The organism is Bacillus sp. 5mfcol3.1 (assembly GCF_900114335.1).
GTDB lineage: Bacteria > Bacillota > Bacilli > Bacillales > Bacillaceae_G > Bacillus_A > Bacillus_A thuringiensis_S.
The window spans coordinates 703,643-722,291 of sequence record NZ_FOST01000002.1 but is presented as its reverse complement, the minus strand read 5'-3'; the positions used below and the strand labels follow the sequence as shown (position 1 = coordinate 722,291).

Below are 18,649 nucleotides of genomic sequence, written 5' to 3'. Positions count from 1 at the left end.
CTTTTTTCTCCATTATAGTAGATACACAATGAAATCGACAATAAAAAAGGGTCTTTACTCTATTATTCACTTTTTGTAAATATGTTAATTTTTCGAAAAGACTAAATTTTTATGTAGCTATAATCCTATGAATCTATTAAAATTATGTCGTATGATGTCAGATTATAAAAAAAGGAGAATTATATTATGTGGAAAAAAATTATTCCTGCCGTTGCTGTTTTAAGCACCATTACTTTTTCAAGCGTATTTGCCGCTCCCCCATCTCAGAATCCAGCTGAACAAAACCGCTACATAGACGTACAAATGCTTGGTATTAATGATCTCCATGGACAACTAGATACTGTTAAAAAAATCAATAATAAAGAAGCTGGTGGCGCTGATTACTTAGCTACTTATTTAAAAGAACATAAAAAACAAAACCCTAATACACTTCTTGTACATGCTGGTGATATCGTCGGAGCTAGTCCACCAGTTTCAGCATTATTACAAGATGAACCGACGATTGAATTTTTAAATGATTTAAAATTTGATGTTGGTACAATCGGAAACCATGAATTTGATGAAGGCATTGATGAAATGAAACGCCTCATTTACGGTGGATATCATGAAAAAACAGGGAATTTCAAAGGGGCTAACTTCCCCTATGTAGCTGCTAACTTCTATAACAAATCAACTGGCCGCTTATTTTTACCACCATTTACTGTAAAAATGGTAGATGGTGTTCCTGTTGGATTCATTGGTGTTGTTACAACTGATACACCAAATGTTGTTATGCCTACGATGCTTAAAAATGTACAAATTACTGATGAAGTAGAAGCAATTAATAAATCAACACAACAATTAAAACGCCTCGGCGTTAAATCGATCGTCGTTCTTGCTCATGTCGGTGGAACAACCGATGAGTCTGGGGTAACAAATGGCGATCTTACTCGAATTGCAAATGAAACAGACCCAGAAGTTGATGTTATTTTCGGTGGACATAGTCATACGTATGTAAATGGTACAGTAAATAATAAACTAATTGTCCAAGCAAATTCATACGGAACGGCTTTCTCAGACGTGGATGTAACAATTGATCGTAAAACAAAGGATATTGTAAAGAAAAAAGCTGAAGTTGTTACAACGTATCATGAAGGTGTAGAACCTGATAAACAAGTAAAGAAAAAACTAGATCAATATAAAGAAAAAATCGCACCACTTGTAAATGAAGTGGTCGGAAAATCTACAGCACCTATCGACCGTAAACAAAATGATGCTGGTGAGTCCACTCTTGGAAATTTAGTTGCCGATGCTCAGCGTCAAACGATGCAAACTCAAATCGCCCTCATGAATCCTGGTGGCATTCGTAATGACTTAGATGCTGGTGATATTACGTGGGGTGAGTTATACGGCATTCAACCTTTTGGAAATCAATTGATTAAAGTAGATTTAACAGGTCAAGACATTCGCGATATTTTAAATCAGCAATGGCAAAAAGGAACAACAAGAATGCTTCAAATTTCAGGTATTCAATATACGTGGGATGCAAATAAAACAAACGGTGAAAAAGTTACAAATATACGTTTAACAAACGGAGAAGAATTATCTCCATCTAAAACGTATAGCGTAGTTGCAAATGCCTTCTTAGCTTCTGGCGGTGACGGATTCGTATCATTTAAAAATGGTAAAAATGCAGAAACTGGTCCAAACGACTTTGAAGCGTTAGTCGATTACGTAAAACAATTAAAAGAACCAATTCAGCCAGTTATTGATGGAAGAATTCAAAAAGTAAATTAAGTGTTTCTCTAATAATAAATTTTATTTTTCACGCCATAAAGGATTTGTACTGACCCTCTATTTTATACGTAATATACATCATAAAAAGGATACTCGTTCTTCCAATGAACATAGTATCCTTTTCTTTAGTTATCAAAATGTGATGTTTTGTCAACTTCATATTGCTGTAAAAATTGTTGCAACGCCTCTTCTACAAGTTTAGACTTTTGAATTCCTTTCGATTCTGATATAAGGTCCAATCTTGCTAATATTTCTGTATTAATAGAAAAGGTTCGTCTCTTTTTCTCTGTACTCTTACTCATAATTGGTGCAATTACTTCGCCTCTTTTTCTTAGTAACTCATAAATGCTTTGTAATTGCTCGTAAATTAATAATTGATAATCTGTTTTCTCATATTGAAGGGCGGTCGCTTCTTGGAGTTGTAAGTGACGTGGTTCTTCTCCATCTCCTACAAAAATACGTTTCTTCTGCTCTCCATCATATTCGTATCCAATCAATCTTAATTTCTTCGATAATGTATACGGGCTTATTTCAAGACGTTTTGCTATAATAGCGATGGATTCACGTCTGTTTAAACCATCTATAATTTCTCCAATCGTCACAATTTCCCTCCTCCCGTGTTGAAATGACACTAGTATGGTATGTTACAATGATTTTCTAACAGTATATGCAAAATGAATAGCCTGTGCGATTCATACGATTTCACAAAAGGAGGTTTTCAATATGCTTTTTCGTAGCTACACCCCTCAGTTCTATAACGAAAACAAACAACTCATTCCTAATAGTATCGCTACGATAGAAAGCGTTATGATAAATAATCGAAAACAAACTCTCCTTATGCGTGGACAAAACGTAGAGCAACCTATTTTATTATGCTGTCACGGCGGACCTGGGATGGCACAAATCGGATTTATTCGCCATTTTCAAAAAGAATTAGAGAAGCAATTTATTGTTATTAATTGGGATCAGCGCGGGGCTGGTAAATCCTTTTCAATGAAAGATTTCGGAGCAAATTTCACAATTGAACAATTCGTTTCCGATGCAAAAGAAGTGATTCAATATGTACTTAAAAGGTTCAACAAACAAAAACTATTTCTCGCTGGTCATTCTTGGGGAAGTATTATTGGGCTTAACATAGCACATCAATATCCAAAGTATATCGAGGCTTACATCGGTATTGGGCAAATTGTACATATGAAACAAAATGAAGAATTGCTATATCAACATTTAATTCATTCTGCAAAAAAACATGATCATAAAAAAGCATTAGCTTCCCTTTTAAAATTAGGCAAACCACCATTTTTAGATACGAGACGTCTCATTATTCAAAGAAAGTGGCTTGGCACATTTGGAGGCGCAATCCAAAACGGATCTTCCTTTTCTTTCATACGAAAAGGTTTCTTTTCTCCTGAGTATACGCTATTAGATTGGTTCAAGTTTCTCGCAGGAAATTTAAAATCTGGCGTTTTATGGGAAGAAATGCTGACAATCGATTTCTTTTCTTCTATCTCAAGTTTATCTATCCCAGTTTATTTTTGTTCTGGTCGCTATGATTATCAAACTCCTTATGCACTCGTTCAGGAATATTGCGATATTATTGAAGCGCCTATAAAAAAGATGATTTGGTTCCCAAATTCAGCACATTCTCCTGATTTAGAAGAACCAGAATTATTCGCTAATTCTTTGCAATCAATTAAACAAGAGCTAGCTTTTCAGCATTAGTAACAAAAGGCTCTTTTACATTTCATAGAAAACATTTTATAATAATATGTCGCAAGTATGTATAAACATCGCAAAATGTTTCATATTTACTTGTCTTAACAGAATAAAAATTTAGGGAGATTACATTTATTATGAACGCTGTACTCGTCGCAGTAGCAATTATGCTATTGCTTAGTTTGTTACGTGTCCAGGTCATTGTCGCCATCATTGTTGGAGCTTTAACAGGCGGAATTATCGGCGGACTCGGTATTTCAGAAACGATTAACACTTTTACAACTGGTCTTGGAAACAGTGCTCCAATCGCTTTAAGTTATGCAATGCTTGGTGGTTTCGCTATTTCCCTTTCCAAAACAGGACTTCCAGATGCTATGATTCAAACTGCATTAAAATGGATTGGCAATGAACAAGACACGAAAAAACAAGTTTATTCTAAAATACTTATTTTATTCATTATTTTAACGATGGCTTGTTTCTCACAAAATGTGATTCCTGTTCACATTGCTTTCATCCCCATCTTAATTCCAGCACTTTTAAAAGTATTAAATGAGCTGAAAGTGGATCGCAGACTTGTCACATGTATTATTACATTTGGATTGATTACTCCTTATATGTGGATCCCTGCAGGATTCGGAAAAATTTATCATGACGTATTACAAACCAACGCTGCGCAAAGCGGCCTTACATTTGATGTCACACTTATTCCAAAAGCAATGACTATTCCAGCAATTGGTATGATTATTGGATTATGTGTAGCGGTATTCATTACGTACCGAAAACCTCGTACGTATGAAACAGAACAAATTCATACTACCGAAAATGAAATCGTTCCCTATACAAAACGTAGCATTACTTTCGGGTTATTATCTATCATTGCTACATTAACTGTTCAATTAACAACAGAATCAATGATTTTTGGTGCTTTAGCAGGTATTATCGTCTTATCGGTTAGTGGCAGTCTACCACTTAAAGAAGCAGATGCGATATTAACAAGCGGAATGCGTATGATGTCCTTTATTGGCTTTGTTATGATTGCTGCCGCTGGATTCGGCGCTGTTCTTCGAAAAACAGGACATGTTGAATCTCTGGTGCAAACGAGTGCACATATAATCGGAAATAACAAACCACTCGCTGCATTTCTTATGCTCGTTATTGGACTTCTCGTTACAATGGGAATTGGTTCATCCTTTTCAACCATCCCTATCTTAACAACCATTTTTGTACCTCTTTGCATTCAGCTTGGATTTAGTCCAATGGCCACAATTGCAATTATTGGTACAGCCGGAGCACTAGGTGACGCAGGATCTCCAGCATCGGATAGTACCCTTGGACCAACATCCGGTTTAAATGCTGATGGTCAGCACCATCATATATGGGATACATGTGTACCCACTTTTCTACATTACAATATACCGTTACTTATATTTGGCTTTATTGCCGCAATTACATTATAAAAAGGTGCGTATAAAACGCACCTTTTACTTTTTTATTTTTCCTTTTAATTGTTGAAAAGCTACTTTTCCATTATCTCTGACATAGTTTTCAATTGTCGGTAGTGATGAACCTATCCATTCACACTCTATACTCCCATTCGGTCCAACAATTTTTAATTTATCTGGTATATGTATATTTAGAAATCTCGCTGACCGAATTAACTCAATAGCAATCTGATCACTTGAGGCTACAATTCCATCTACATACGGATTGTTTTGCAATAATGTAATAAATTGTTTATTTGTATACCCTTGTACACATTCTTCTCGATAAGAGATTCCTTCATCCCAAACAGCGTCTAAAAACCCTGCTATATGATCTTCCATTTCTTCACTTTCTTCTCCCTCACCGAAATATGCAAGAAAGTGACACCCTTTCTCTTTTAATAAAGAAACAGCTCTCTGTCCACTTTCATAATAATTTCCATGTGATTGTTGCTCATCGATCACAACAAACGGAAATGGAATTTCTCCTACACTTTTAAAAACTGCTCTTGTCAAAATAACACCTGCAATGTTATTTTGCTTCAGCATATGTATGTATCTATCTTTATTCTCTATATTACAAATAATGATTTGATAACCTTCTTTATATGCTATTTCCTCAATACAATGTAGCAAAGTGATGTTTGATTGGTTACATAAATTATCTACAAGTAATGCAATTATCGTTGAATTCTCTTTAAATAGTGGCTTCGCTGCACTGTTTGGCCTATAACGTAATTCTTCAATTGCTTCCTTTACTTGTTTTACTGTGTCTTCATGAACGTATCCTTTTTCATTAATAACTCGTGAAACGGTTGCGACTGAAACACCTGCCAATTTTGCAACATCACGTATAGTTGCCACATCGTCACCCCTTAATATGGTAATAGATTACAATTTTACGGTAACCTAAATTACACTATCCGTCAAGATTAATAACTCATATTTCTGAAAATTGTTACATCATTTAACTAAATGATACTCCAACTGAATTTCATGTAAAATTGGGATATTATCATATCCAATACGTGGAATTTCTTTCTTTATTTTTCGTGCCTCCTCTACCGCATTCACATATAAATTAGTCATTACAAAATTACGTTTTTGGTAAAATCGTAACGCATTCATATTATCATTTGTTGTAATAAGCCAAACCTGTCTGCACCGCTCTTCTTCTGCAACTTGTAATACACAATCCACAAGTTTCGTCCCTATTCCTTTTCTTTCTTCAAAGCTATCTAGCGATACAATTTCACACATATTTCCGGTCACTTCATACGTTATAATTCCGATTATTCTGTCATCTGAGAGCGCAACAAATCCTGGCAACTCTTCTAACTGATGTCCCTTACCACGTGAAACCATCAATGAACTTCCCCAGTTCTTACACATGAACATTCGGATTGTTTCTTTCATCGCTGGCGTAATTTTTTGTATATGCAGCATTTCCTATTTCTCCCCTTTTATATCATTGTGATACAATATAAGTGTATCACATGTAACGGTATTTGGAGGATGAGGTAAAGTATGAAACGTTTTTTTGCAGCATTGTTTACTATACTAGGTGCAATAACTGCCCTTGGGATTTTCTTTACAAATAAAGTGATGTACTTAAAGAAAAAAACAGAGGAAGAAGTACTCGAAAGAGAAACGAAAAAACATTTTCGTATAGAGGATTTTGATGCTCTTCATAAAGAAGAAATTCATATCCCTTCACAATTCGGATACGACCTTCACGGATATTACATTCCTGCTGGTCATTCCAATAAGTTTATGGTTTTTTGCCACGGTGTAACTGTAAATAAAATAAACTCTGTAAAATATGCAAACTTATTCTTAAAAAGGGGATATAATGTCCTCATTTACGATCATCGTCGTCATGGTAAAACTGGCGGAAAAACAACAAGCTATGGATACTATGAAAAGCATGATTTGAAATCCGTAGTTGACTGGCTAAAAAACCGTTTTGGAACCAATATTACACTTGGTATTCATGGTGAATCTATGGGAGCCGCAACAATTCTTCAATACGCAGGACTTGTAGAAGATGGCGCTGATTTCTATATTGCAGATTGTCCTTTCTCTGATTTTCACGGACAATTACAGCACCGTTTAAAGGTTGAATTCCATTTACCAAAATGGCCTTTATTACCTTTAGCAAACGCATTTTTAAAAGTTCGTGACGGTTATACAATTCGTGAAGTTTCACCAATCGACTGTATAAAAAACATTAACAATCCCGTTCTCTTTATTCATAGTAAAGATGACGACTATATTTTAGCTGATATGACAAAAGCGTTATATGAAGCGAAAGAAAATAATAAGCAACTTTATATTGCAGAACACGGTGCACACGCTTGCTCTTATAACGAAAATAAAGAAGAGTACGAAGCAGCCATCGATCAATTTTTAAACACATATGTGAAAGAAACAAAAAACAGGCTTGCATAAGCCTGTTTTTTTATTGCGCTAAAACGTCTGTAACTTGTTCCATATTTTCAGAAATCCATTGCATTGCATCATCTAACGTTGGAAATTCTGTCGTTTGAAATGTTACTTCATCTTGAAGTAACCAAACATCCTTTACCTCTTGCCCTACACCTGCAATGGACCAATGTAACAAACTATATGGATGATTATCATTCAAAAATGATGCCCACGTGCGCTCATTTGCAATGTTTCGTAATGTATGTAATTGTTTATCCATCTCTCGTCACCTTACTCTAGTCAGTTATGAAAACTATTATAACACTCTCTTCTTTCTCAAACAAAGTGCTCTTTTTTCCCCGCTATTTGTGGGCAGTAAAACTCCCACCTCAAAATTCGGCTGAAACAAAGAAGTTAGGCGGGAGATTAACTGCCCCTAAAAGCCCGATTGGTTCAAATAATAATTAGTGGGGGATGCCTCCCCCACTAATTAAAGTTTCACTTTATATTGCCAAGCACTTCCCTTGATTATATGATGAAATTAAGCGTTTGGGAAGGAGGGATAACGTTGGCAAAAGTACAAATTAAAGTAAATGATAATGGCTCTTTTCGCGTTACAGGGGACGTGGAATTAGTCGACTCACAAGGGAATGTATTCCCAGCAAAACCGGCATTTTCTTTATGCCGTTGTGGTTTATCAAAAAATATGCCTTATTGCGACGCTTCGCATAAAGGTAAATTCGAGTCTGTTGTTAGAGCACCAGAGGCAGAATAATTTTACATGTGACATGCACATTTTTTTGTGCATGTTTTTTCTTTTTAGCAACTCCGTTATATCCCTTCTCCTTACAACATTTCTAATACTTTTATTTCCATTCCAGCCTGCATATATTTTCACACAATTCTTCACATTCGAATATTTTTTACTAGCCTTTTATTTTTTTTGTGCTATAATTTGAGCAAACAGCATCCTTCGGGGTCGGGTGAAATTCCCAACCGGCGGTGATGAAGTGAAAACTTCTAAGTCCGTGACCCGTTTTCAACTCGAAAACGGTGGATCTAGTGAAACTCTAGGGCCGACAGTATAGTCTGGATGGGAGAAGGATATGTTTCTAGTTTTTTATATAGTGAATACACTTTTATTTCAGTATGCATATTTTTAAAGATTCATTTTGATTCTTTATATATGTTTAATTTTCTATACTTATTTTTTATACTGAAATAAAAAGAGACAACTAGCGTTTAAAAATTCGATATTTTGCTAGGTTTTTTCCTTATGCAGAAATATCAATTATCGTTAGGTTTCTTTCCTATGCTTTCGTATTCAAACTATATTTCTAGAAATCACGTCTCCCAAACCCCAAGGATATTAAATCCTTGGGGTTTTTTGATTTTTTTAGGAGAGGTGAAGAAAATGACAGATCAAGAATATATGAGGATTGCCCTGCAGTTAGCAGAAGGAACATCAGGACAAACAAGTCCAAATCCTATGGTTGGTGCTGTTGTTGTAAAAGATGGAAACATCGTTGGTATGGGGGCTCATTTACGGGCTGGTGAAGAACACGCAGAAGTTCATGCCCTTCAAATGGCTGGTCAGAACGCCAAAGACGCTACCGTTTATGTAACACTGGAACCGTGTAGCCACTTTGGAAAAACACCACCTTGTTGTGAATTGCTCATCGAAAAAGGAGTTAAGCGTGTTGTAATTGCTACTCTCGATTGTAATCCGCTCGTTTCTGGTAACGGAAAAAGAAGATTAGAGGAAGCTAGAATTGAAGTAACTACCGGTGTTCTTGAAGCAGAAGCAGTTTTATTAAATCGCTACTTTTTTCACTACATGAAAACGAAACGCCCTTTTGTAACAATCAAAACAGCGATGAGCTTAGATGGAAAAACAGCAACTGTAACTGGTGAAAGTAAGTGGATTACAGGTGAAGAAGCACGTGCTGATGTTCACCAATATCGCCATATACATGATGCAATTCTTGTTGGAGTGAATACAGTTATAGCTGATAATCCTCATTTAACAACAAGAATTCCAAATGGTGGGAAACATCCTATTCGCGTTGTTTTAGATACCCATTTACGAACACCACCATCTTCTCATGTTATAACAGATGGTTTAGCACCGACATGGATTATTGTCGGTAAGGATGTAAAGAAAGAGAAGATATCTTCTTATGAATCTAAAAATATAGCTATATTCCAAATGGAAACGAAGCATATAGAAATCGAGGACCTTCTTTCCTTTCTTGGAGAAAAACAAATTCTTTCTCTATTCGTTGAAGGTGGCCAATCGATTCATGCAAGTTTCTTAAAAACAAACAATTTTAATGAAATTGTAACCTATATAAGCCCGAAATTAATTGGTGGGAAAGATGCTCCTACTTTATTTGGAGGAAATGGTTTTTCAAAATTACAAGATGCGCTTTCCTTGAAAATTCAAGAGATGAAACAAATTGGTGATGATATAAAAATTGTTGCGAATGCCCGAAACGAGGTGACGGAATGTTTACAGGAATTGTAGACGAATTAGGAACGATAGCAAACATGCAACAAAGCGGAGAAGCGATGAAATTAACGATTCATGCAAAGAAAATTTTATCAGATGTTCACTTAGGTGATAGTATCGCGGTGAACGGTATTTGCTTAACTGTAACAAGCTTTACAACTAATTCATTTACAGTTGATGCAATGCCTGAAACGATGCAGTCGACATCACTTCGCATGCTTAAACCGCACTCTAAAGTAAATTTAGAGCGAGCAATGGCTGCAAACGGACGATTCGGTGGACATTTCGTTTCAGGACATATTGATGGCATCGGAACGATTTTAAATAAAAAACAACATTACAATGCCGTCTATTACAAAATAGCAATTTCTGATGAACTGCTGCGCTATTGTTTGCATAAAGGATCCATTGCTGTTGATGGAACGAGTTTAACGATATTTGATATAGACGAATCTTCCATAACGATTTCACTCATCCCGCACACAGTAAGCGAATCTGTCATTGGAGAAAAAAATGCCGGAGATATCGTAAACATTGAGTGTGACATGATTGGTAAATATATCGAACGCTTTATTACTAAACCTACAAAACGAGTAGGTTCAATGACTGAAAGCTTTTTACAAGAAAACGGATTTCTATAAGGGGGAAGCACAATGTTTCATCGTATTGAAGAAGCTCTAGAAGATTTAAAACAAGGTAAAGTCGTTATCGTATGTGATGATGAAAACCGAGAAAATGAAGGCGATTTTATTGCTTTAGCAGAGTACATTACACCAGAAACAATTAATTTTATGATTACACATGGCCGTGGTCTCGTTTGTGTACCGATTACAGCAGGGTACGCAGAACGTCTACAATTAGAACCAATGGTATCTCATAATACAGATTCACATCATACTGCGTTTACAGTGAGCATTGACCATGTTTCTACAACAACAGGGATTAGCGCTCACGAACGTGCAACTACGATACAAGAATTGTTAAACCCCGCATCAAAAGGCGCTGATTTCAATCGACCTGGACATATCTTTCCATTAATTGCGAAAGAAGGCGGTGTCCTGCGTCGTGCAGGTCATACAGAAGCTGCTGTTGATTTAGCGAAGCTATGCGGTGCCGAACCAGCTGGAGTTATTTGCGAGATTATAAATGAGGACGGCACGATGGCACGTGTACCTGATTTAATAGAATGCGCAAAACAATTTGATATAAAAATGATTACAATAGAAGATTTAATTGCTTACCGCCGCCATCATGAAACACTTGTGACGAGAGAGGTGGAAATTACATTACCTACAGATTTCGGTACTTTCCACGCAATTGGCTATTCTAACTCATTAGATACGAAAGAACATATCGCACTTGTAAAAGGTGATATTTCAATAGGTGAACCGGTACTTGTGCGTGTTCATTCTGAATGCTTAACAGGAGATGTATTCGGTTCACATCGCTGCGATTGCGGACCACAACTCCATGCAGCACTTGCTCAAATTGAGCGTGAAGGAAACGGTGTTCTTCTTTATATGAGACAAGAAGGAAGAGGCATTGGGCTTCTTAATAAGCTTCGTGCTTATAAATTACAAGAAGAAGGATTCGATACTGTAGAAGCAAATGAAAAACTCGGCTTCCCTGCTGATCTTCGTGATTACGGTATCGGAGCACAAATATTAAAAGATTTAGGTTTACAAAGTTTACGATTATTAACGAATAACCCAAGAAAAATTGCTGGCTTACAAGGTTACGATTTAGAAGTAGTCGAGCGTGTACCGTTGCAAATGCCAGCAAAAGAAGAGAATAAATCGTATTTACAAACGAAAGTAAACAAATTAGGACACTTACTAAACTTATAATTAAAGGAGAGATTTATTATGGTATTCGAAGGTCATTTAGTTGGTACAGGATTAAAAGTTGGAGTTGTTGTTGGACGTTTTAACGAATTTATTACAAGTAAGTTACTTGGCGGCGCTTTAGACGGATTAAAGCGTCACGGTGTAGAAGAAAATGATATTGATGTTGCTTGGGTTCCTGGTGCATTTGAAATTCCTTTAATCGCTAAAAAGATGGCTAGTAGCGGAAAGTATGATGCTGTTATTACATTAGGTACTGTAATCCGAGGTGCTACAACTCACTACGATTACGTTTGTAATGAAGTAGCAAAAGGTGTTGCGTCTTTATCACTACAAATGGACATCCCAGTTATTTTCGGCGTATTAACGACAGAAACAATTGAACAAGCGATTGAACGCGCAGGTACGAAAGCTGGTAATAAAGGATATGAATCAGCTGTTGCTGCAATTGAAATGGCTCACTTATCAAAACAATGGGCATAAAAAAAGAGGCTTCGGCCTCTTTTTATTTTTTCACCTTTTTTTGTACATCTTTTATTAATTCATTCATCGTTTTTCCTTCTGTTTTTATATGAAGAGCTTGTGCTGTTCTCCATACATTCTCTCTTTTTTTCGCTTCTTCTATAATAGTAATTTCTTTTCTAACTTCCTTTAAATCTTTTCCTTCCGTTTTCAATCCAAAATGTTCAGCTTTCGTTCGAAAGTGTTGTTCGATTCTTTGTTGCATCTCTTTTTGTTCAGGATTTTCAGCAGCCTTAACTGGATCAGAACTTATTGCTTTTATTAAAATTAAACAAGTCATAATCGCTAATATGTATTTGTACATGTAAAATCCTCCAACCCAATATAAATTACATATTTACTATGTACAACTAGGGCTTGGAAAATTCGTCCACAAAAATTCTTTTTTCCGCTCAAAAACCAATAATATCAAGCGTTCACAACTATTTATTACATTTTATTTACAAAAAAAGCAAACCCTTTTACAAGTTTGCTTTTTCAACTATCTTATAATGCACACTCTTCAATCTCAAATCCTAAATCTGCAATCATACCCCAGTCTGCAGTCGGCTCTTGTCCAGCTGTCGTTAAGTAGTCCCCGACAAAAATAGAATTTGCTGCAAATAAACCGATTGGCTGTACAGAACGTAAATTGATTTCACGTCCTCCTGAAATACGAATTTCTTTTGTCGGGTTTACAAAACGCATCATTGCCAGTACTTTTAAACATTCTACTGGCGTTAACTCTTTTTGCCCTTCAAGAGGTGTTCCCTTTACAGCAACAAGGAAATTACAAGGGATAGAATCTGCATCTATACGTTGTAATTCAAATGCAATTTCAGCACGCTCTTCAATTGTTTCTCCCATGCCAAAAATCGCTCCAGAGCATGGAGAAATGCCCGCTTGTTTCGCTTTTTGAACTGTATCAACACGATCATCATACGTATGAGTTGAACAAATACTATCGTAATTATTTTCATGTGTATTTAAGTTGTGGTTATAACGATGCACGCCCGCTTCCGCTAAACGTCCTGCTTGATCTTCATTTAAGAAACCTAAACAACAACAAATCTTCAAGTCTGTCGTTTCACGAATTTCCTTAACTGCTCCAATTACGTGATTTACCTCTTTATCCGTCGGACGACGACCAGACGCTACAATACAATATGTACCTGCTTTACGGCGTATTGCTTCATGTGCCCCTTCTACAATCTTCTCCTGCGTTAACCATGCATATTTATCAATTGGTGCTTCTGAAATAATAGACTGTGAGCAATATCCACAATCTTCAGGACATAATCCAGATTTCGTATTAATAATCATATTCAATTTTACTTTCTTACCAAAGTGATGATGGCGAATAATGTAAGCTGCATTCATAATTTCTAAAACTTCTGTATCATCAGCTTCTAATATCGCTATTGCATCTTCTTTCGTAATCATTTTCTCTTCCACTACGTCGTATGCAAGTTTTTTCCAATCCCTTTTTGTTTGTACTTGTTTCATTTCATCTCTTCCCCTCTTTTGTTATATGCATAAATAAAGCATGATACGTTGCCATTATCCCTTCATTTCCCGTGAAGTCTCTTTCGTATATGCGCAGCATCGCACGAAAGAGTGAGGGACTTTGACAATATGATCCTTCATTGCTATTAGTCGCTCCTACTTTTCGAATAGAATGTAGAAATTCCTTAACTTCTGTAAAACTCTCTATGTAACATGTTTCAGAAACATGCACATCCCCTGTTTCTATCTTGCATATATGAAGCAACTGATCTTTCGAATAAAAACGTTGACCAATCGATGTTTCATTTTTTATATTTCTTTCTTCTTTCGCACGTTGGAACGAAGCATGCAATTCTTGAAATGTTTCATGTCCAAACGTTGAAAAGAGTAATATCCCATCTATAGACAAATGTTGAAATAAATTTCTTAACACTTGTTGTAAATTATTTAACCATTGAAATGTAGCATTTGAAATAATGACATCATATGATTCTTCTAATCGTAATCGCTCAATATCTTCACAGTGAAACGTTACATTTTTTACATTTTGTCTAGTTTGCGCAATTGCAATCATACTTTCAGCAAAATCAACTGCTGTAATATGTGCTTTCGGAAATAACTTTGATAATTGCTCTGTTACATACCCCGTCCCGCACCCCAGTTCTAAAATACGTATTGATGCCGTTTCACTATATCGTTCCTTTAAGATTGAAAGTAATGAATGTGCCATCTTTTTTTGTACATTTGCATATCGATCGTAAGATACGGCTGCCCCATTAAACCGTTTTTGTAGTAACGTTTTGTTGATCATGTCGTATCCCCTCTATAAATTGAATTATCTCATTTGCGCAATATTCAAAATTCGTCACACATAACGCATGCCCTGCATCACTTACTACTTTCAGCTCGCTGCTGCTATTCTCCGTCATACTACGTGCCGCAGACAATGGGCATATTACATCCTGTTCTCCGTGAATAAGTAGTATAGGTACTTTAATTTCTTTTAGTTCTTCTCTCATATCTGTTTCTATTAAATAATCCAAACCTAGTTGTAAAGACTGAATAGAATCACCTTTAAAACGGTTTACAATGTCTTCAAAGTTTTTATTCTCTTTTAGCTCATCTTTCGTAAACATATTTTCATAAAACCGCTTGAGCGTATCTTCTTTCCTTCTCGCCAAATTCCTTTTCAGCCGTTCTACATGCAAAGCATTCCATCCGTTACTGTAGTCGCTCGTATTTGTAAATTTAGCAGTACCACCAATTAATACGATGCCTTTTGCCTGAATCTTTTTATAAGCTTCAACTGCTGCTAACGCTCCTAGTGACCATCCAACTAAAATTACGTTGTCATTATGCGCTACATCTACAATTCGTTCCGCAAATTCACTTCGTTCTTTCACATTACGCCAATCTATGCTTTGAACAGGGTATCCTTTAAAATACGGAAATACTAAATCCCAAATATTCTCTTCCATTCCCCATCCTGGGATAAAAATAATCTTTAGCTCGTTCATACGAAAATCTCCTCTTCTTTCGCAATGTGAATAATTCGGTCAATAGCCCATTTTAAATCATCTATTGTATGTTGCGATGTAACTGCAAAGCGAATTCGAGAGCTATGAACCGGCACAGTTGGCGGACGAATTGCAATAGCCGCAATCCCTGCCTCTTGCAACCTTTTACTAAATCGTAAAGCATGTTCATTTGAACCGACTACAATCGGTACAATATGAGTTGAACTATTCCCAATATCAAAACCAGCATCCCTTAATTTAGTTCTGAAGTATTCTCCGTTTGCTATAAGGTTCTCTCTTCTTTCATTATCTTCTTTTACAATTTCAATTGCTTTTTGCACTGCTCCTAACGTACTTGGTGGTAAAGCTGTAGTAAAAATAAAGCTTCTCATCATATTTTGTAAATACTCTATATAAATTTCATCACCTGTCAAATACGCACCATAACACCCTAAAGCCTTGCTAAACGTCCCCATATGTATATCAATTTTTTGAGCAAGATTTTTTTCTATATGAGATAACCCAGCTCCGCCGATTCCATATATTCCACTCGCATGTGCTTCATCGACTATAATGATTGCCCCGTATTTCTCTTTCAGCTGTACTAAATCTCTCAAATAAGCAGTATCACCATCCATACTAAAAATGGTATCAGTTACGATTAATTTCCGCTTTTCAGGTGACGCTGTTTTCAACAGCTTCTCTAAATGATCCAAATCATTATGACGATACCTTTTATGCTCTGCCCCGCTTAATATGATTCCATCAACAATACTTGCGTGATTTAACTTATCACTAAAAACAATATCGTGCCGAGAGGCTAAAGAAGATATGGCACCTATATTTGCCGTATACCCACTATTTACAATTAAAGCTCTTTCAGTACCTTTCCAGTCACATATGCTTCTCTCAACCTCTTCATATAATGGATGATTTCCTACAACGAGACGAGAGGCAGTCGCTCCAGTTCCACATCTTTTTGTACAGGCAATAGCAGCTTCTTTTAACCTTTCATCTCCAGCTAACCCTAAATAATTATTTGACGCTAAATTTAACATCCTTTTTTTATCTCGAATAAGCCAAGTCTCTTCTGCCTTCTCTGTTACATATAAATTTCGATACTGCCCTTGCTCATGTAATTGTTGTAATTTAGATTGAAGATGCGCCCGCCACGTTTGATTCATTTTGGATAAACTCCTCTAATTTTGAAATCATAATATGTTCTTTTGCAGATTCCAATACTTCTTCTTTCGTAAACTCACCTTCAAAGAATGGTAATAATCCTAAAACTGGTACCCCGCTCAGCTCTTCAATCATCTCTTTATTTTCTTGCACTCTTTCCATTTCACATTCTTTGCAACCTGATAAAATGACACCCGCTACGGTTAAGCCATGCGTCTTTGCGTAAGCAATCGTTAACACTGTATGATTTACTGTTCCTAATGTAGGACGAGCTACTACAATAAGAGGCAACTGTAATTCTTTTGCAAAATCAATTACTAAAGCATCTTCTGTATATGGGACAGCAAGCCCACCTGCTCCTTCTACAAATAAGCTATTAAACTCTTTTAATAGTTCATTATAGCAATCAGTAATTTCTTTTAACTTTACTACTCTTCCAGCTCTTTTCATGGCAAGTCTCGGAGCAAGTGGTTCTTCAATAGAATAAGGGCAAATTTCATTTTCTTGTGTCGGTACACCTGATAGTACTTTTAACCTTGCCGCATCTCCCTCAGGGTTTGATGCAACATGCCCACTTTGTAACGGTTTATATACCCCTACGTTATATCCTAATTCTCTAAATACACCTGCTATAGCACCTGCAACTACTGTTTTTCCAACTTCAGTATCAGTTGCTGTTATGAAAAAACCACTCATTATTCTCCCTCCGTAACATCTGAGATTGCCTTATATAAAATGCGTAACATATCATCAATCTCTTCAAAAGTAGAAGCAAGTGGTGGCATAAATACAATCGTGTTACCTAGCGGTCGTAAAATCATACCCAGCTCTCTTGAGCGTTTACATACTTGAACACCGACTCTTTCTGTCCAGTCAAACGCTTCTTTCGTTTCCTTATTCTTCACAAGCTCAATACCAACCATTAATCCGCACTGACGAATATCACCTACATGTTTATACGCAAAGAGCTTTTCTAATTGCGCTGTCACATAATCCGTTTTACGTGTCACGTCTTCTATTAAATTTGTTTTTTCATATAGTTCTAGATTCGCGATTGCTACGGCACACCCTAACGGATTACCTGTGTAGCTATGTCCATGGAAAAATGTTTTTTGTTCTTCATATTCTCCTAAGAAGGCATTATATATTTCATCTGTTGTTACCGTAACTGCAATTGGTAAATATCCACCTGTTAAACCTTTCCCAGCAGTTAAAATGTCTGGCGTCACATTTTCATGTTCACAAGCAAACATTTTCCCTGTACGCCCAAATCCAGTCGCTACCTCATCTGTAATAAATAATACATTGTACTTAGTACATAAATCGCGCAGTCCTTTTAAATATCCTTTTGGCATTGTAATCATCCCGCCAGCACCTTGCATTAATGGCTCTACAATGATGGCAGCTACTTCTTCATGCTTTTCTTTCAACAATTCTTCCATTTCTTCTAAATGGCTTTTTACAATTTCCTCCTTATTATTTCCGTAAGGAGAACGATATGTATATGGATACGGCATTTTAATCGCATCAAATAAGAGCGAACTATACACTTGGTGAAACAAGTCTATTGCTCCTACCGAAACAGCTCCAATTGTATCACCGTGATATGCTTCTTTTAATGTAACGAATCTTTGTTTCTTTCGTTTCCCTTTATGCTGCCAATATTGGAAAGCCATCTTAATTGCAATTTCAACAGCGGTAGAACCTGAATCAGAATAGAATACCTTCTTCAATCCATCTGGTACAACCTCAATAATTTTTTCTGCTAATAAAATAGATGGAACGTTAGCAAGTCCTAACATAGTAGAATGAGCAATTTTATTTAATTGCTCACGAATTGCTTCATCTAATTCCGGTACTTGATGTCCGTGAACATTTAACCATATAGATGAAACACCATCCCAATATTCATTACCATTTACATCGTATAGCTTTCTTCCCTCTCCACGTTCAATAATGACAGGATCTTCTTCTAAATAATCTTTCATTTGTGTAAATGGGTGCCATACGTAAGCTTTATTTTTCTCCGCTAATTCTTCATATGTATAAGATGATTTTTCAATCGTTCTACTATTTATTGTCACAATTGTCACCCCTAATGTTAACTTGTTTATAAATATAGTTAACATTAAATCCGAATGACTGTCAATTATTTTAAAATCAAATAGTTCTTAAAAAAGAACAACT

Annotated in this window: 20 protein-coding genes and 1 riboswitch; of the genes, 9 read left to right on the top strand and 11 right to left on the bottom strand. The window is 36.2% G+C overall.

Annotated elements, in window-relative coordinates:
- The first annotated feature begins 186 nt into the window (after positions 1-186).
- Complete coding sequence (locus tag BM089_RS13170; protein ID WP_090977121.1) at positions 187-1,776, top strand: bifunctional metallophosphatase/5'-nucleotidase; 1,590 nt, start codon at positions 187-189, stop codon at positions 1,774-1,776.
- A 125-nt stretch (positions 1,777-1,901) separates the two neighbouring features.
- Here the strand turns inward: BM089_RS13170 and BM089_RS13165 are convergent, their stop codons facing one another.
- On the bottom strand, positions 1,902-2,378 hold the full coding sequence (locus BM089_RS13165) for a ribbon-helix-helix domain-containing protein (protein ID WP_000151933.1): 477 nt from the start codon (positions 2,376-2,378) through the stop codon (positions 1,902-1,904).
- A 121-nt stretch (positions 2,379-2,499) separates the two neighbouring features.
- On the opposite strand from BM089_RS13165, the gene BM089_RS13160 reads away from it, so the two are divergent.
- Positions 2,500-3,498, top strand: coding sequence for an alpha/beta fold hydrolase (locus BM089_RS13160; protein WP_000898973.1), 999 nt, complete (start codon positions 2,500-2,502; stop codon positions 3,496-3,498).
- 131 nt (positions 3,499-3,629) lie between these two features.
- Positions 3,630-4,949 carry a Na+/H+ antiporter family protein gene (locus tag BM089_RS13155; protein ID WP_000994810.1) on the top strand — a complete coding sequence of 440 codons (1,320 nt, stop codon included), beginning with the start codon at positions 3,630-3,632 and terminating at the stop codon, positions 4,947-4,949.
- 24 nt (positions 4,950-4,973) lie between these two features.
- Here the strand turns inward: BM089_RS13155 and BM089_RS13150 are convergent, their stop codons facing one another.
- Positions 4,974-5,837, bottom strand: coding sequence for a LacI family DNA-binding transcriptional regulator (locus BM089_RS13150; protein WP_090977119.1), 864 nt, complete (start codon positions 5,835-5,837; stop codon positions 4,974-4,976).
- Between the two features lie 99 nt (positions 5,838-5,936).
- Entirely contained in the window at positions 5,937-6,419 is a 483-nt protein-coding gene (locus BM089_RS13145) for a GNAT family N-acetyltransferase (RefSeq protein ID WP_000902440.1), read from the bottom strand.
- Between the two features lie 81 nt (positions 6,420-6,500).
- Between BM089_RS13145 and BM089_RS13140 the strand changes: the two genes are divergently transcribed.
- Complete coding sequence (locus BM089_RS13140; RefSeq protein WP_000819228.1) at positions 6,501-7,424, top strand: alpha/beta hydrolase; 924 nt, start codon at positions 6,501-6,503, stop codon at positions 7,422-7,424.
- Between the two features lie 10 nt (positions 7,425-7,434).
- On the opposite strand, the gene BM089_RS13135 is transcribed toward BM089_RS13140, so the two are convergent.
- Positions 7,435-7,680 (bottom strand): DUF2552 family protein, encoded by a 246-nt coding sequence (locus BM089_RS13135; RefSeq protein ID WP_000360796.1) that lies wholly within the window; start codon positions 7,678-7,680, stop codon positions 7,435-7,437.
- Between the two features lie 288 nt (positions 7,681-7,968).
- Between BM089_RS13135 and BM089_RS13125 the strand changes: the two genes are divergently transcribed.
- The 5 genes from BM089_RS13125 to ribH all read left to right on the top strand — a co-directional run bounded on the left by BM089_RS13125 (position 7,969) and on the right by ribH (position 12,239).
- The gene (locus tag BM089_RS13125) at positions 7,969-8,175 is read left to right on the top strand and encodes a CDGSH iron-sulfur domain-containing protein (RefSeq protein WP_001151582.1); all 207 of its coding nucleotides are present in this window, start codon (positions 7,969-7,971) and stop codon (positions 8,173-8,175) included.
- 190 nt (positions 8,176-8,365) lie between these two features.
- Positions 8,366-8,509, top strand: a riboswitch (FMN riboswitch).
- Positions 8,510-8,814: 305 nt separating this feature from the next.
- Positions 8,815-9,927 carry a bifunctional diaminohydroxyphosphoribosylaminopyrimidine deaminase/5-amino-6-(5-phosphoribosylamino)uracil reductase RibD gene (ribD, locus tag BM089_RS13120; protein ID WP_000131984.1) on the top strand — a complete coding sequence of 371 codons (1,113 nt, stop codon included), beginning with the start codon at positions 8,815-8,817 and terminating at the stop codon, positions 9,925-9,927.
- A complete protein-coding gene (gene ribE, locus BM089_RS13115; RefSeq protein ID WP_000493869.1) occupies positions 9,909-10,553 on the top strand; it encodes a riboflavin synthase subunit alpha in 645 nt (214 codons plus the stop codon). Before ribD ends, ribE begins: the two co-directional genes overlap by 19 nt.
- Before the next feature lie 12 nt (positions 10,554-10,565).
- Positions 10,566-11,759 carry a bifunctional 3,4-dihydroxy-2-butanone 4-phosphate synthase/GTP cyclohydrolase II gene (gene ribBA, locus BM089_RS13110; protein WP_090977117.1) on the top strand — a complete coding sequence of 398 codons (1,194 nt, stop codon included), beginning with the start codon at positions 10,566-10,568 and terminating at the stop codon, positions 11,757-11,759.
- 18 nt (positions 11,760-11,777) lie between these two features.
- Entirely contained in the window at positions 11,778-12,239 is a 462-nt protein-coding gene (ribH, locus tag BM089_RS13105; RefSeq protein ID WP_000230895.1) for a 6,7-dimethyl-8-ribityllumazine synthase, read from the top strand.
- Between the two features lie 22 nt (positions 12,240-12,261).
- Here the strand turns inward: ribH and BM089_RS13100 are convergent, their stop codons facing one another.
- The 7 genes from BM089_RS13100 to bioA all read right to left on the bottom strand — a co-directional run bounded on the left by BM089_RS13100 (position 12,262) and on the right by bioA (position 18,591).
- On the bottom strand, positions 12,262-12,582 hold the full coding sequence (locus BM089_RS13100) for a hypothetical protein (RefSeq protein ID WP_000280032.1): 321 nt from the start codon (positions 12,580-12,582) through the stop codon (positions 12,262-12,264).
- A 182-nt stretch (positions 12,583-12,764) separates the two neighbouring features.
- Complete coding sequence (bioB, locus tag BM089_RS13095; RefSeq protein WP_000815858.1) at positions 12,765-13,763, bottom strand: biotin synthase; 999 nt, start codon at positions 13,761-13,763, stop codon at positions 12,765-12,767.
- A gap of 1 nt (position 13,764) precedes the next feature.
- Positions 13,765-14,574 carry a malonyl-ACP O-methyltransferase BioC gene (gene bioC, locus BM089_RS13090; RefSeq protein WP_000608912.1) on the bottom strand — a complete coding sequence of 270 codons (810 nt, stop codon included), beginning with the start codon at positions 14,572-14,574 and terminating at the stop codon, positions 13,765-13,767.
- Complete coding sequence (locus tag BM089_RS13085; protein WP_090977115.1) at positions 14,540-15,280, bottom strand: alpha/beta fold hydrolase; 741 nt, start codon at positions 15,278-15,280, stop codon at positions 14,540-14,542. The genes bioC and BM089_RS13085 overlap by 35 nt, the downstream gene beginning before the upstream one ends.
- Entirely contained in the window at positions 15,277-16,464 is a 1,188-nt protein-coding gene (bioF, locus tag BM089_RS13080) for an 8-amino-7-oxononanoate synthase (protein ID WP_001077298.1), read from the bottom strand. The genes BM089_RS13085 and bioF overlap by 4 nt, the downstream gene beginning before the upstream one ends.
- The gene (gene bioD, locus BM089_RS13075; protein ID WP_090977113.1) at positions 16,430-17,158 is read right to left on the bottom strand and encodes a dethiobiotin synthase; all 729 of its coding nucleotides are present in this window, start codon (positions 17,156-17,158) and stop codon (positions 16,430-16,432) included. Before bioD ends, bioF begins: the two co-directional genes overlap by 35 nt.
- Positions 17,158-18,591: an adenosylmethionine--8-amino-7-oxononanoate transaminase gene (gene bioA / locus BM089_RS13070; RefSeq protein WP_139213261.1), complete on the bottom strand. Its 1,434-nt coding sequence runs from the start codon at positions 18,589-18,591 to the stop codon at positions 17,158-17,160. Before bioA ends, bioD begins: the two co-directional genes overlap by 1 nt.
- Between the last annotated feature and the right edge of the window lie 58 nt (positions 18,592-18,649).